Below are 14142 nucleotides of genomic sequence, written 5' to 3' on the forward strand. Positions count from 1 at the left end.
CTATTTCTTCAAGCTCGCTTCGATCAGCAGGTCGGCGTTGCGGGCTACAGACTTCGCCGGTCCGCCGGCACCGAACAGCTGGCCGCTGATATAGGCGCCCTCGATCAGAAGCAGCAGCCCGTCGCCCAGCGTATCGGCGTCGCCGGCACCCATTGCCGCCGCCATGGCGCGCAGGCGCCGTCGCAATTCCTGCTTGTTGGCCTCGCTCACCAGGCGGGCCGGATGGCCGTGCTCGGGATATTCGACGGCCGCATTGGTCATGCCGCAGCCGCGATAGTCTGGCTTTTGCGTGCGCTTGCCGATGCGGGTCAGGAAGGCGGCGATCTGCGCGCGCGGATCGCCGGGATGGGCAGCCACCGCCGCGTCGAAGCGATCCCAGAACTCCAGGTCGTACTGCCGCAGATAGGAGGCGGCCAATTCGTCCTTGGAGGGAAAGCTGCGATAGAGGCTGGGCTTGGTGACGCCGGCGCGCCGCACGATCTCATCGACGCCGATCGCCCTGATGCCTTGCCGGTAGAACAGGTCGCGGGCAACGCGAAGGATTTTTTCGCCGGCGCGGGGCGGGGCTACTTCATCCGCTTTGATCGCTGGTTCAATGCTTTTGATTCTCGACACGGTGTTGCCTGCTTGACAATGTTACCGATCGGTACGTATACCTCGGTGCAATAGCAACGTACTGGTCAGTAACATGATAGTCCAATCCCGCCCGTTTGGCCAGCGCTACGCTTTTGTCGTGGTCGCCGTCATTTTCCTCTGCCTGCTGATCGCGGCGGGCCTGCGGTCCGCGCCGGCCGTCATGATGCTGCCGCTGGAGGAGAGTTTTGGCTGGCGGCGCGATGTCGTCTCGCTCGCCGCGGCAATCGGCATCTTCCTCTACGGCCTGACCGGACCGTTTGCCGCGGCACTGATGGAGCGGATCGGGCTGCGCCGCACGCTGCTGGCATCGCTGGTGGTGATGTCGGGTTCGACGGCGCTCAGCCTGTTGATGACCGAGCCGTGGCACCTGCTTCTCACCTGGGGCGTATTTTCCGGCGTCGGTTCGGGCGCGGTCGCCACCGTGCTCGGCGCCACCATCGTCAACCGCTGGTTCAAGACCAATCGCGGCCTGGTGATGGGACTGATGTCGGCCTCCGCCGCCACCGGCCTGCTGGTGTTCCTGCCGCTGCTCGCCGCGTTCGCCCAGTTGGGCGGCTGGAAGCCTGTCGCCATCGCCATTGCGGTCGCCACCGCCTGCCTGGTGCCGCTGGTCTGGCTGCTGGTGCCGGAACGTCCGGCTTCGATCGGCATGGTACGCTACGGTGCGGACGCCGATGACGTGCCGCCGGTTCCGCCGGCCTCGCAGGGCAATTTCCTCACGCACACGCTCAGCACGCTGCGCCGTGCCGCCGGCACGCGCGTGTTCTGGTACCTGTTCGCCACCTTCTTCATCTGCGGCTTCACCACCAACGGACTGGTCGGCACGCACCTGATCGCATTTTGCGGCGACATGGGCATCGGCCAAGTGCAAGCCGCCGGCCTGCTGTCGCTGATGGGCATCTTCGACCTGATCGGCACCACGCTGTCAGGCTGGCTCACCGACCGTTTCGATCCGCGCAAGCTGCTCGGCGTCTATTATGGCATCCGCGGCCTGTCGCTGATCTACCTGCCTTATTCCGGCTTCTCGTCGACCAGCCTGATCATCTTCGCCGTGCTCTACGGATTGGACTGGATCGCCACCGTGCCGCCGACGCTCAGGCTCTCGAACGAGGCGTTCGGCGATCGCAGCGGGCCGATCGTCTTCGGCTGGATCGTCGCCGGCCATCAGGTGGGTGCGGCGGCGGCCGCTTTCTTCGGCGGCACCATGCGTGAATTGCAGGGCAATTACGAGCTTGCCTTCCTCATCGCCGGCATGACCGCAATAGCCGCAGCCTGCATCTCGCTGTTGATCAACACCAGCCGTCCGGCCTTCGCGCCGGAAGGTCAACCGGCGTAGGCGCCCTCGTCACAGGAGAGGCGCCGTCGGCCAAACTGCCAATCTCCCCCCTTGTGGGGGAGATGCCCGGCAGGGCAGAGGGGGGCGCGAAGGATCGCTACCCTCTGGATTCTGCGTCGTACTCTGTAAAGCGTTTGCGACTCTATCTGATTTCTATCTGATTGTTGTACGTCGGCGGGACAGCGCCCCCCTCTGGCCTGCCGGCCATCTCCCCCACGAGGGGGGAGATCGGCAGCTTCGCCGTCTGCGCGACCCAGCCTTCCCTCCTGTCGATTGTAACGAAACCTTCATGGTTTCGAGATGTGCCTGAAACATTGAGGCTGGACCTTGGCGGCGCCGTTCAACGCCATCCAGGAGACAGCCATGAACAAGATTTCGATGACCCGGCGCGCCTTCGTCACGTCCGCGAGCGCCGCCAGCCTCGTCGGCGTATCGGGCCTCGCGCTTCCCTACTACTCCCGCGCCAATCAGCGGCCCGCCTTCACCCATGGCATCCAGTCGGGCGATGTCGACGCAACCAGCGGCGTGGTGTGGACCCGCACCGACCGCCCTTCGCGTGTGATGTTCGAAGTGTCGTCGACAGAAAATTTTGCCAATGCCTTGCGCCTTGCGCCGCTCGATACGTCGCCGGCCAGCGATTACACGGTAAAGCGGCTGCTCACAGACCTCGCCTCCGACCAGGACATCTTCTACCGCATGATCGCGGCCGATCTCGCCGACATCAACGCTGTCTCCGAGCCGATCGTCGGCCGCTTCCGCACGGCGCCGGCCTCGAAGCGCGATATCCGGTTCGCCTGGTCGGGCGATACCGCCGGCCAGGGCTGGGGCATCGACGACACCGGCATGAAGACCTACGCCACGATCGGCAAGCATACGCCCGACTTCTTCCTGCATTCCGGCGACACCATCTATGCCGACGGCGCGATGAAGGACGAGGTCGACCTCCCTGGTGGCGGCAAGTGGAAGAACAACGTCCTCATCGACGAAAAGCGCAAGGTTGCCGAGACGCTGGACGAGTACCGCGGCCAGTGGAAGTACAATTTGATGGACGGACATGTGCTGGGGCTCAACGCCATCTGCCCGACCTTCTACCAGTGGGACGACCACGAGGTGGTGAACAACTGGTCGGATTCGAAGGACCTGAGCGCCGACGACCGCTACTCGGAAAAAAACATCCATGTGCTGGCGGCACGCGCGGCACGCGCCTTCCACGAGATGACGACGATCCGCTACGAGCCGTCGGAACCGGGCCGCGTCTATCGCAAGATCGCCTACGGGCCGCTGCTCGAAGTGTTCTTCCTCGACATGCGTTCCTATCGCGGCGCCAACGGCCCTGGCATGCAGGATACGGTGACGCCGCAATCGCGCATTCTCGGCGAACAGCAGACGAAGTGGCTGAAGCGCGAACTGGCAACCTCCAATGCGACCTGGAAAATCATCGCCGCCGATATGCCGCTCGGTCTCGTCGTCTGGAACGACGCCACCAAGAAGGCCGGCGCCGAGGCCATCAGCAATGGCGACAATGGCCCGGCCAAGGGCCGCGAGTTGGAAATTGCCGACCTCCTTCGCTATATAAAGAATGCCGGCATCACCAACACCGTCTGGCTTACTGCCGACGTGCACTACACGGCGGCGCACTACTACAATCCTGACAAGGCGCAGTTCCAGGACTTCAATCCGTTCTGGGAATTTGTTTCCGGTCCGCTCCACGCCGGCACCTATGGACCCAATGATTTCGACATGACCTTCGGCCCGGAGCTGAAATTCATCAACGCGCCATCCGCCGAGCAGGGGCAGAACCTGCCACCGTCGGCCGGCCTGCAGTTCTTCGGCCTCGTCGACATCGACGGCGCCACTGAACAGATGACGGTGCGGCTGATGGATCGCGACGACAATGAACTCTACAAGGTCACGCTCGACCCGGTGCAGTCGGCGTGAGGGGGACTGGGTCACCTTGTATCAAGCCTGAAGACGTCGCGCTGCCCCTCATTGCCCTGCCGGGCATTTCTCCCCGTAAACGGGGAGAAAGTGGCCCGCATCGAAGATTTCGCTAATCGCGAACGTTGCAGAAGGAGAGCCGACATTTCGCGCAGCGGGCTTCTCCCCGTTTACGGGGAGAAGGTGCCGGCAGGCGGATGAGGGGCCGCGCCGGCGTTGGCAAGACCTCTAATCTGGATAGCAAACGGTCGGAATTTGCGGCCAAACAGCACTGTCGCAGTTGGCAGCCTCCTGCCTCTGCTTGAAGGCAGCGCTAACCGGCCCGGTCACCACCGGGTCGACGCCATCGGGAGCATCGGCAAACCACTGCTCCGCCGTTCGGGTGTCGGACGGGAGGGCGGGCCGTGTTTCCTTCAACGTCGCGGCGGATTGTGCTGCGCCTACCGCAAGGAGGACGGCGAGGGCAGCCCATGCGATTGGCCGGTATCTGATGCCCGTATTGCTCATGAAATTTGAACTGTCCCGACCGTGAAAGGTTCCGCTTTGGTTAATAATTCCATTTCACACCAAGACGCTTAAGATTTGGTGACCATATATTTGGTGGCACGCCTCCTCTTTCGCAATTGCGAAAAACCCTGTATGAGCCGCCCAACCGAAAGAGGCAGCGCCTTTTGGCCTGCTGCCTGCAACGCTTCCGAGACCACAACATGAAAATTCGTAACATCGCGATCATCGCGCACGTCGACCATGGAAAAACCACCCTCGTCGACCAGCTCCTGAAACAGTCCGGCTCGTTCCGCGATAACCAGCGCGTTGCCGAACGCGCCATGGATTCGAACGACCTCGAAAAGGAACGCGGCATCACCATCCTGGCCAAGGCGACCTCGGTCGACTGGAAGGACACCCGCATCAACATCGTCGACACCCCCGGCCACGCCGATTTCGGCGGTGAGGTCGAGCGCATCCTGTCGATGGTGGATTCGGCCATCGTGCTGGTCGACGCCGCCGAGGGGCCAATGCCGCAGACCAAATTCGTCGTCGGCAAGGCGCTCAAGGTCGGATTGAAGCCGATCGTCGTCATCAACAAGATCGACCGGCCGGACGCCCGCCACGTCGAGGTGGTCAACGAAGTGTTCGACCTGTTTGCAGCGCTCGACGCAACCGACGACCAGCTCGACTTCCCGATCCTTTACGGCTCGGGCCGCGACGGCTGGGTCTCGGAAAACCCCGAAGGTCCGAAGGACCAGGGCCTGTCGCCGCTGTTCGACCTCGTCATCAAACATGTGCCGGCGCCGACCGTCCATCCCGGCCCGTTCCGGATGATCGGCACCATCCTGGAAGCCAATCCGTTCCTCGGCCGCATCATCACCGGCCGCATCGAATCCGGTACGCTGAAATCCAACCAGGCGGTCAAGGTGCTGCATCATGACGGCACCCAGGTCGAAACCGGCCGCATCTCAAAGATCCTGGCTTTCCGCGGGCTCGAGCGCCAGCCGATCGACGAAGCGCAGGCGGGCGACATCGTCGCCATTGCCGGCCTGTCAAAGGGCACCGTCGCCGACACGTTCTGCGACCCGTCGGTGACCGAGCCGCTGCATGCGCAGCCGATCGATCCGCCGACCGTGACGATGTCGTTCCTCGTCAACGATAGCCCGCTGGCCGGCACTGAGGGCGACAAGGTGACCAGCCGCGTCATTCGCGACCGCCTGCTGCGCGAGGCCGAAGGCAATGTCGCGCTGAAGATCGAGGAATCGCCTGATAAGGACTCGTTCTTCGTCTCCGGCCGCGGCGAATTGCAGCTTGCCGTGCTGATCGAGACGATGCGCCGCGAAGGGTTCGAGATCGCCGTGTCGCGTCCGCGCGTCGTCATGCAGCAGGGCGACAATGGCGAGTTGCTGGAGCCGGTCGAGGAAGTCGTTATCGACGTCGACGAGGAGCATGCAGGCGTCGTCGTGCAGAAGATGTCGGAGCGCAAGGCCGAGATGGTCGAGTTGCGCCCGTCAGGCGGCAACCGCCAGCGCATCGTCTTCCACGCGCCGACGCGCGGCCTGATCGGCTATCAGTCGGAACTGCTGACCGACACGCGCGGCACCGCTGTCATGAACCGGCTGTTCCATGCCTACGAACCTTACAAGGGTGAGCTGCCGGGCCGCACCAACGGCGTGCTGATCTCCAACGAACAGGGTGAATCGGTGGCTTATGCGATGTGGAACCTGGAAGACCGCGGCCCGATGGTCATCGATCCGGGCGTCAAGGTCTATCAGGGCATGATCATCGGCATCCATTCACGCGACAACGACCTCGAAGTGAACGTGCTGAAGGGCAAGAAGCTGACCAACATCCGCGCCGCCGGCAAGGATGAGGCGGTGAAGCTGACGCCGCCGATCCGCATGACGCTGGAACGCGCGCTGGCCTGGATCCAGGACGACGAGCTGGTCGAGGTGACGCCGAAGACCATTCGCCTGCGCAAGCTCTACCTCGACCCGAACGAGCGCAAGCGTTTTGAGAAGTCGGCGAAAGTGGTCGGCGCGGCGTAAGCCACTTTTTCTCAGCGACTATGAGGGAGGGAGCACGCGCGTGTTCCCTCCCTTTTAGTTTACCCGCCGGCAGCCGAGATAACGGCCTCGCGATCGGATTCGCCGGCCAGATCGATGCGGATCGCCGTTCCCGCTCGAGCCGGCTTGCGCAACGCCTTGGCCCAGTCCGGACCAACGACCAGCAATCGCTTCTCTTCCCAGGCCTGAAGCCGCGATCGCGAGATGCCGAGTTGGCTGGCAAGCAACCGGTCGAGCCGCAGCGCTGTCGGCACATCGAGCCCGAGCTGGAGCTCGATAGCGGCGATGTTTTCCGGCCTGTCGCTGAGCATCTCCTTGTGGACGGCGGCTTCGGGAAATACCTCGACGCGTCCGACCCTGCTTCGCAGCGCGACAACATCGAAGGCATGGCGACGCGCCAGGGCCGGATCGTTGCTTTCGAGCGCCTGCAACTGCGCCGGCTCGATCTCGCGGCGGTTGCATCGCTCCAGAATGCCGAAATTCCAGGAATTGTCGCAATCGATGCATCGGTAGATCAGCCACGCGTCGATGCGTTTGCCGTTGGCGTTGACGCGGAATTTCCCGCTGCTGTGGTACGCCTTCAGGCCGCCGCAGCGATTGCAGTTAATCAGAGGTCGAGGTGCGGTTTTGGGTGCGATCGTCCAGCGCATACGCAGTATCGAAGACATGCGAAAAGGCCTTCCCGTCGGGAAGTTCGTCAGATCGGCGATGTCGAGATGCCCATGCGGGCACGGCGTGGCGAGAGGCTGCGGTGGTCGGAAATCAGGTGTCGCGGGTGACTGCGCGCGACAGCGGTTCAGCAGTGCCAAACCGGTCTCGAACCGCCACCTTGAGGATCAACATGATATGAAACAGACGCTGCGAATGCGGCGCCATGCATTGTGTCGGGGGAGTTGACGAGACCGGCGGTTACGTAGGCAAAGTGAAGCTCGAAATTGTGGCGGGCCAACCTTCTAGCCGCGACGCGGCGGGCCGACAAGCCCCTCTATCATCGGTGCTACCGCTGCGGCGGCAGTTCGGCTAACATCGAGCGGTCTACGTCCCAAGCAAAGATTCTGGTCATGCACCTCACTTCTCTCCTCATCTTCGCCGCCGCCCTTTTCGTCGCCGCCGGCTCGCCCGGCCCATCGATTGCCGCTCTGGTGGCGCGGGTCATCGCAAAGGGCTTTCGCGACGTGTTTCCGTTCCTGCTCGCCATGTGGATCGGCGAGGGCATCTGGCTGTCGCTGGCGGTATTCGGCCTGGCGGTGGTGGCGCAGACCTTCCATCTCGCCTTCGTCGTGCTGAAATGGGTCGGCGTCGCCTATCTCGCCTACCTCGCCTGGAAGATGTGGACCGCTCCGGTCGAGGCGCGCGAGGGCGAGATGCCGCGCGAGGAGTCGGCCGTCAAACTGTTCTTTGCCGGCATGGCGGTGACGCTCGGCAATCCCAAGATCATGATGTTCTACCTGGCGCTGCTGCCGACCATCATCGATCTCGCCTCGGTGACGGTCGTCGGCTGGATCGAACTGACGCTGACCATGGCCGTGGTTCTGGTCACCATCACTCTCGCCTGGGTGCTCGCGGCAGCGCAGGCGCGAAAACTGCTGAAGAGCAAGCGGGCGATGAAGATCGCCAACCGTGTCAGCGCCGGCACCATGGCCGGCGCCGCTGCGGCGATCGCGGCGCGGTCCTGAGCGTCACATCATCTCGATGATCGGCGCGATCTCGACGCTGAAACCCGGGTCCGTCAGGATAGGACAATCCTTGGCCTTGGCGACGGCATCGTCGATGTCTTTCGCTTCGATGATTGTGTAACCGGCGGTCGGATTGCTGCCGCCATTGTTCTCGACCTTGCCGCCCGGCAGGACGGTCTTCGACATGCCGACCGGATTGCCGCCGTCGACTACGGCCGAGCCAAGCTTGCCGTACCAGCCGTTCCAGGCATCCATCGCTGCTTTCCGTTCGGCCTCGTCGGTCGGCATCTTGCCCGAGCCATGATACACATAGAGAAATTTCGCCATGTTCTCCTCCGTTGATCAGCGGCGTCGAACCTGCATGCGGTCACGCCGCAGGGCGATCATCGGACCAAACCGGCAAAGACGCAACGAGAATGCGCAATGGCTAATATACGGTTCGGTTGGGCCGCACCTCACCGCGCCATAGCGTGGTATTCATCGTTCGGCCGCATGTCGACCGCCGCCGCCACCCGGTTCGACATGTTGAAGAAGGCGGCGGTCGAGGCGATGTCCCAGATGTCGCGATCGGAAAAGCCGGCCTCACGCAGCGCTGCCCGGTCGGCCTCGACGATCTTCGCCGGCTGCTCGGTCAGCTTCACCGCGAATTCAAGCATCGCCTTCTGTCTCGCGGACAGGTCGGCGGCGCGGAAGTTCATCACCATGATCTCGCCAAAGGCCGAGTCGCCGGAAAGCTGGCGCACCGCCGCGCCATGGGCGGCGAGGCAATAGTAGCAATGATTGATGGAGGAGACGGCGACCGCGATCATCTCGCGCTCCAGCTTCAACAGGCCGGATTGGCCCAGCATCAGATCGTTGTACATGTCGGTGAAGGCGCGCAGCTTCGTCTCGTCGAAAGCGTAGGCCAAAAGCACATTGGGAACGAGGCCGAGCTTCTCCTCGCATTTGGCGAAATAGGCTTTCGTCGCTTCGCTCAGTTCCGCAGGCGCGAGGTCAAGTGCGATGATTTTGTCTTTCATGGCGGATTTTCTCCTCATTTTTGGTGACCCAGCGGCGAATCCCGACATTTCGTCGCAAGCGGTCAAACCTTTGTCGCCAAATATCGGTCATCTGCTACCATAGTCGCAAAACATATGACGGGAGGGATTAGCGACATGGCCGGCCTGAAATCTGCAAGCCAGTTGAAAAAGATAAGCACGGCCAAAGGCAGCGAGAAACCCGGCAGGCTTGCCGACTACCTGCTGGCCCGAGCGCCGGCCGAAGATGTCGCCGCCTATGAGGTCACCGCCCTCGAACGCGCAGCCGATCTCGCCGGACGCGCCGTCGCCAGGCACAGGAAGGGCGATTGCGTCGTCGCCATAGAGGTCGATTCCGGTGTTGTCCGCCAGGGCAGGCCGATGACCGTGATCACTGTCGTCAACGACAACATGCCGTTCCTGTTCGATTCCGTCCTCGGCGAGATCACCGAGAGCGCCGGCGAACCGCTGCTGGTCACCCATCCGGTCATCGTCGTCAGGCACGGCAAGAGCGGCGTCGACGAAATCCTCGGCGATGGCGGCTTTGCCAAGGGCGATCACAGCCATGAACGGTTGAGTGTCATCCACGTCCATATCGGCCGTCTTTCGGCCGAGCAGGCCGAGGCATTGGCCGAGCGGCTGAAAAAAATATTGGGCCAGGTGCGCGCCGCGGTCACCGACTGGAAGCCTATGCTGGCCCGCCTCGACCAGGCGATCTCGGAGTTCCGCTACGCCCCGGTGCCGCTCGACAAGACCCACGTTGCCGAAGCGATCGCCTTCCTCGAATGGCTGCGCGACGACAATTTCACCTTTCTCGGCATGCGCGAGTTCAAATATACCGGCGGCGAGAAGAGCGGCACGCTGGAGCGCACCGAAAAACCCGGCCTCGGCATCCTCTCCGATCCCGACGTGCTGGTGCTGCGGCGCGGCACCGAAGCGGTGTCGACGACGCCGGAAATCCGCGCCTTCCTGCATGGGCCGGAACCGCTGATCGTCACCAAGGCCAACGCCAAATCGACCGTGCATCGCCGCATCTATCTCGATTACATCGGCGTCAAGACCTACACCGCCAAGGGCGTGCTTGCAGGCGAGTTGCGTATCGTCGGCCTGTTCACCTCGACCGCCTACACGCGCTCGGTGATGAAAATCCCTTATCTCAGGTCGAAAGCCGAAACCATCATCGCCAAATCCGGTTTCAACCCTGAAGATCACTCCGGCAAGGCACTGATCAACGTGCTGGAGAGCTATCCGCGCGACGAGCTGTTCCAGGTGCCGGTGCCGATCCTGCGCAAGCACGCCGAAGCCATTCTGGGGCTGATCGAGCGGCCGCGCGTCAGAGCGCTGGTGCGCGCCGATCAGTTTGACCGCTTCGTCTCGATCCTCGTCTTCGTGCCGCGGGACCGCTACGACAGCGTCGTACGCGAGAAGATCGGCACCTATCTGAAGACGGTGTTCCAAGGCCGGCTGTCGGCCTACTACCCCGCCTTTCCGGAAGGCGGGCTGGCTCGTGTCCATTTCATCATCGGCCGTTCCGGCGGCAGGACGCCGAAGGTCGACCAGGCGACGATCGAGGCAGCGATCCGCGCCATCGTGCGGACCTGGGACGACATTCTGCGCGAGACCGCGGCCGAGACCGGCGCCGATGCGGCGCTCACGGCGATCGCCTCGCGCTTCTCGGGAAGCTATCGCGACAGCTTCTCGCCGGCGGAGGCGTTGGCCGATGCCGGGCGCATCGCCGGTATCAGCGCAGCCAATCCGATCGCCATCGACTACTACCGTCATGCCAACCAGGAGCCGCATCAGGCGGCGCTGAAGATCTATCACCATGGCAGCCCGGTGGCGCTGTCGCGGCGGGTGCCGGTGCTGGAGAACATCGGGTTCCGCGTGATCAGCGAGCGCACCTTCGAGGTCGGCGACGAGGCTTCCGGCATGGTCTTCATCCACGACATGGAGCTCGAAAACAGCTACGGCAAGCCGATCGACCTCGGCGACCGCGGCGCGCTGTTCGAGGACGCGTTCCTTTCCGTCTGGCGCGGCGACATCGACAATGACGGCTATAACGGCCTTGCCCAGACCGCCGGCCTGTGGTCGAGCGAGGTCACCATCCTGCGCGCCTATGGCCGCTATCTGCAGCAGGCCGGCATCCCGCAAAGCCAGGACTTCATTGCCGCCGCGCTCAACCGCTATCCGGAGATCGCGCGTGGCCTGCATGAGCTGTTCGTCGCCCGCCTCGGACCGACGGCGGAGACAGAGGGCGTGGTCGCGGCCAAGCACCTCAAGGCCAAGATCAGGGATGCGCTGGAAGAGGTTCCCAACATCGACGACGATACCATCATCCGTCGCTACCTCAACCTGATCGAAGCCACGCTGCGCACCAATCATTTCGTTACCGATACGAAAGAGAAGGGCCAGTCGCTGGCGATCAAGCTCGACTCGCAGGCGGTCGACGGCCTGCCGGCGCCGCGGCCGTGGCGGGAGATCTTCGTCTACGGTTCCGAGGTCGAGGGCGTGCATCTGCGCTTCGGCCCGGTCGCCCGCGGCGGCCTGCGCTGGTCGGACCGCGCCCAGGACTACCGCACCGAGGTGCTCGGCCTGGTCAAGGCGCAGCAGGTCAAGAATGCGGTAATCGTGCCGGTCGGCGCCAAGGGCGGCTTCTATCCGAAGAAGTTGCCGATGGGCGCCGGTCGCGATGCCATCTTCGAAGCCGGCGCGTCCGCCTACAAGAATTACGTCTCCAGCCTGTTGTCGATCACCGATAATATCGGCCTGGACGGCGTCATGCCGCCAGCCAGCGTGGTACGGCGCGACCAGGAGGATCCCTATTTCGTCGTTGCCGCCGACAAAGGCACGGCGACCTTCTCCGACACCGCCAACGCCATCAGCGAGAAGCATGGCTTCTGGCTCGACGACGCCTTCGCCAGCGGCGGCTCGGCCGGCTACGACCATAAGAAGATGGGCATCACTGCCAAGGGCGCCTGGGAAGCAGTCAAGCGGCATTTCCGCGAGATGAACCGCGACATCCAGACCACACCTTTCACCGTTGTCGGCGTTGGCGACATGTCGGGCGACGTGTTCGGCAACGGCATGCTCCTGTCCGAGCAGACCCGGCTGATCGCCGCCTTCGACCATCGCGACATCTTCATCGATCCGGATCCCGACATGGCGGCTTCGATGGCCGAGCGCCGGCGCATGTTCGCCCTCGCCCGTTCGAGCTGGCAGGACTACGACAAGACAAAACTGTCGGAAGGCGGCGTCATCGTCTCGCGCAGCCAGAAGTCGATCGCGCTGCCGCCGGCCGCGGCCGCGGCGATCGGCCTCGGCAAGACGACCGCCTCGCCGGTCGAGATCATGAGCGCCATCCTCAAGGCGCCGGTCGACCTTTTATGGTTCGGCGGCATCGGCACGTATCTGCGGGCATCGACGGAAACCAACCAGGACGTCGGCGATCGCGCCAACGATGCTATTCGGGTGACCGCGCTCGAAGTGCGCGCCAAGGTCATCGGCGAGGGCGCCAATCTCGGCGTGACGCAGCGGGCCCGCATTGAGTTTGGGCTGAATGGCGGGCGCTGCAATTCCGACGCCATCGACAATTCGGGCGGCGTCAACTGCTCCGATGTCGAGGTCAACATCAAGATCGCGCTGGCTTCAGCCATGCGCAAGGGGGCGCTGACCCGCCCAGCGCGCAACAAGCTTCTCGCCGAGATGACCGACGAGGTGAGCGCGCTGGTGCTGTCCAACAATTACGAGCAGACGCTGGCGCTGTCCCTTGCCCGCAAGCGCGGCCTTGCCGACATCGCCCATCAGAGCCGTTTCATGGCTGCGCTCGAGGCGCGCGGCCTGCTCGACCGCAATGTCGAAGCTCTGCCGTCGCCGGCAGCCCTTGCCGACCGCGAGGCGCGCGGCGAGCCGTTGACCAGGGCCGAGCTCGGCGTGCTGTTAGCCTATGCCAAGATCGTGCTGTTTTCCGACATCGTCGCCAGCGACGTGCCGGACGATCCGCATTTCGACCGTGACCTGATGGGCTATTTTCCGGACCGTATGGCGAAGAAATACGCGGCCGAGATCCATGGCCATCGCCTGCGCCGCGAAATCATCGCCCGTGTCGTCGCTAATGATCTGGTGAATCGCGGCGGCCCGTCCTTCGTCAACAGGCTGCTGGAAGCGAGCGGCCAAAGTGCTGCAGACGTGGTCCGTACCTTCGCCGTGGTGCGTGACGGCTTTGGGTTGCCGGCGCTCTATCGCGAGATCGACGCGCTCGACAACCAGATCGACGGACAGGTGCAGCTCGACCTTTATCAGGCCGTTAGCCGGCTTATCTATGTGACCAGCGGCTGGTATCTCAAAAACGATACCAGCACCGCACCGCTCGGCCAACGGATCGCCGAGTTGCAGGACGCGCGCAAGGCTCTGGAGCCGAAGCTCGTTTCGCTGCTGCCGGCCTTCTCGCGCGAGCGGATCGAGGAGCGGAGGCATGATCTGGCCAAGGGCGGCGCGCCCGAAAGACTGGCCGAACAGCTGGCGCTGACCGATGTGGTGGGCGTCGTCCCTGACATCGCGCTGACGGCCCGAACGGCGAATGCCAACATCGTCGTCGCCGCGAAGGCGTTTTTCGCGGTCAGCGATGCCTTCCGCATTCCGCGCGTCGAGGACGCGGCGCGCTCGATCGCGCCGTCCGACTACTACGATCAATTGGCTCTTTCCCGCGCCACCGATACGATCGGCGCGGCCAGGCGCGGCATCGCGGTGGCGGCGCTCACCGGCCATGCCGAGGCGGCGGAGCCGGTGGCGGCGTGGCTGGAGGCCGGCGGCGAGAGGGTCGGGCGCATCCGCGAGCGGCTGCAGGCGCTGACCGAGGGCGGCGACATCACCGTGTCGCGGCTGTCGGTGGCGTCGGGGCTGATCAGCGACCTGACGGCGCTGTGAGAAGTCTTCCGAATCGCGCGCGATTGCCGGCAAGAACTGCGCTATAGAGCGAAACGGTTCCC

The 14142-nt window shown here is 63.6% G+C and carries 9 protein-coding genes; 5 read left to right on the plus strand and 4 right to left on the minus strand.

From position 1 onward, the window contains the following. Window positions 1–606 (minus strand): TetR/AcrR family transcriptional regulator, encoded by a 606-nt coding sequence (locus AC0NIE_RS06185; protein ID WP_473486378.1) that lies wholly within the window; start codon window positions 604–606, stop codon window positions 1–3. Between the two features lie 82 nt (window positions 607–688). Between AC0NIE_RS06185 and AC0NIE_RS06190 the strand changes: the two genes are divergently transcribed. From AC0NIE_RS06190 to typA, 3 genes are all read left to right on the plus strand, one after another. Continuing rightward, complete coding sequence (locus tag AC0NIE_RS06190; protein ID WP_473486220.1) at window positions 689–1972, plus strand: MFS transporter; 1284 nt, start codon at window positions 689–691, stop codon at window positions 1970–1972. Between the two features lie 363 nt (window positions 1973–2335). Further along, window positions 2336–3910, plus strand: coding sequence for an alkaline phosphatase D family protein (locus AC0NIE_RS06195; protein ID WP_473486221.1), 1575 nt, complete (start codon window positions 2336–2338; stop codon window positions 3908–3910). Window positions 3911–4617: 707 nt separating this feature from the next. Next, window positions 4618–6447, plus strand: a complete 1830-nt coding sequence (gene typA / locus AC0NIE_RS06200; protein WP_473486222.1) for a translational GTPase TypA — start codon at window positions 4618–4620, stop codon at window positions 6445–6447. A gap of 59 nt (window positions 6448–6506) precedes the next feature. Here the strand turns inward: typA and AC0NIE_RS06205 are convergent, their stop codons facing one another. After that, entirely contained in the window at window positions 6507–7133 is a 627-nt protein-coding gene (locus AC0NIE_RS06205) for a DUF1062 domain-containing protein (protein WP_473486223.1), read from the minus strand. Between the two features lie 393 nt (window positions 7134–7526). Here AC0NIE_RS06205 and AC0NIE_RS06210 point away from each other — a divergent pair, with 393 nt between their 5' ends. Continuing rightward, window positions 7527–8141 (plus strand): LysE family translocator, encoded by a 615-nt coding sequence (locus tag AC0NIE_RS06210; RefSeq protein WP_123148915.1) that lies wholly within the window; start codon window positions 7527–7529, stop codon window positions 8139–8141. Between the two features lie 3 nt (window positions 8142–8144). On the opposite strand, the gene AC0NIE_RS06215 is transcribed toward AC0NIE_RS06210, so the two are convergent. After that, window positions 8145–8468: a YciI family protein gene (locus tag AC0NIE_RS06215; RefSeq protein WP_473486224.1), complete on the minus strand. Its 324-nt coding sequence runs from the start codon at window positions 8466–8468 to the stop codon at window positions 8145–8147. 128 nt (window positions 8469–8596) lie between these two features. Next, window positions 8597–9160, minus strand: a complete 564-nt coding sequence (locus tag AC0NIE_RS06220) for a peroxidase-related enzyme (RefSeq protein ID WP_473486225.1) — start codon at window positions 9158–9160, stop codon at window positions 8597–8599. A gap of 135 nt (window positions 9161–9295) precedes the next feature. Between AC0NIE_RS06220 and AC0NIE_RS06225 the strand changes: the two genes are divergently transcribed. Next, window positions 9296–14080, plus strand: a complete 4785-nt coding sequence (locus AC0NIE_RS06225; RefSeq protein ID WP_473486226.1) for an NAD-glutamate dehydrogenase — start codon at window positions 9296–9298, stop codon at window positions 14078–14080. The last annotated feature ends 62 nt before the right edge of the window (window positions 14081–14142 follow it).

Source organism: Mesorhizobium sp. WSM4842 (assembly GCF_055901575.1).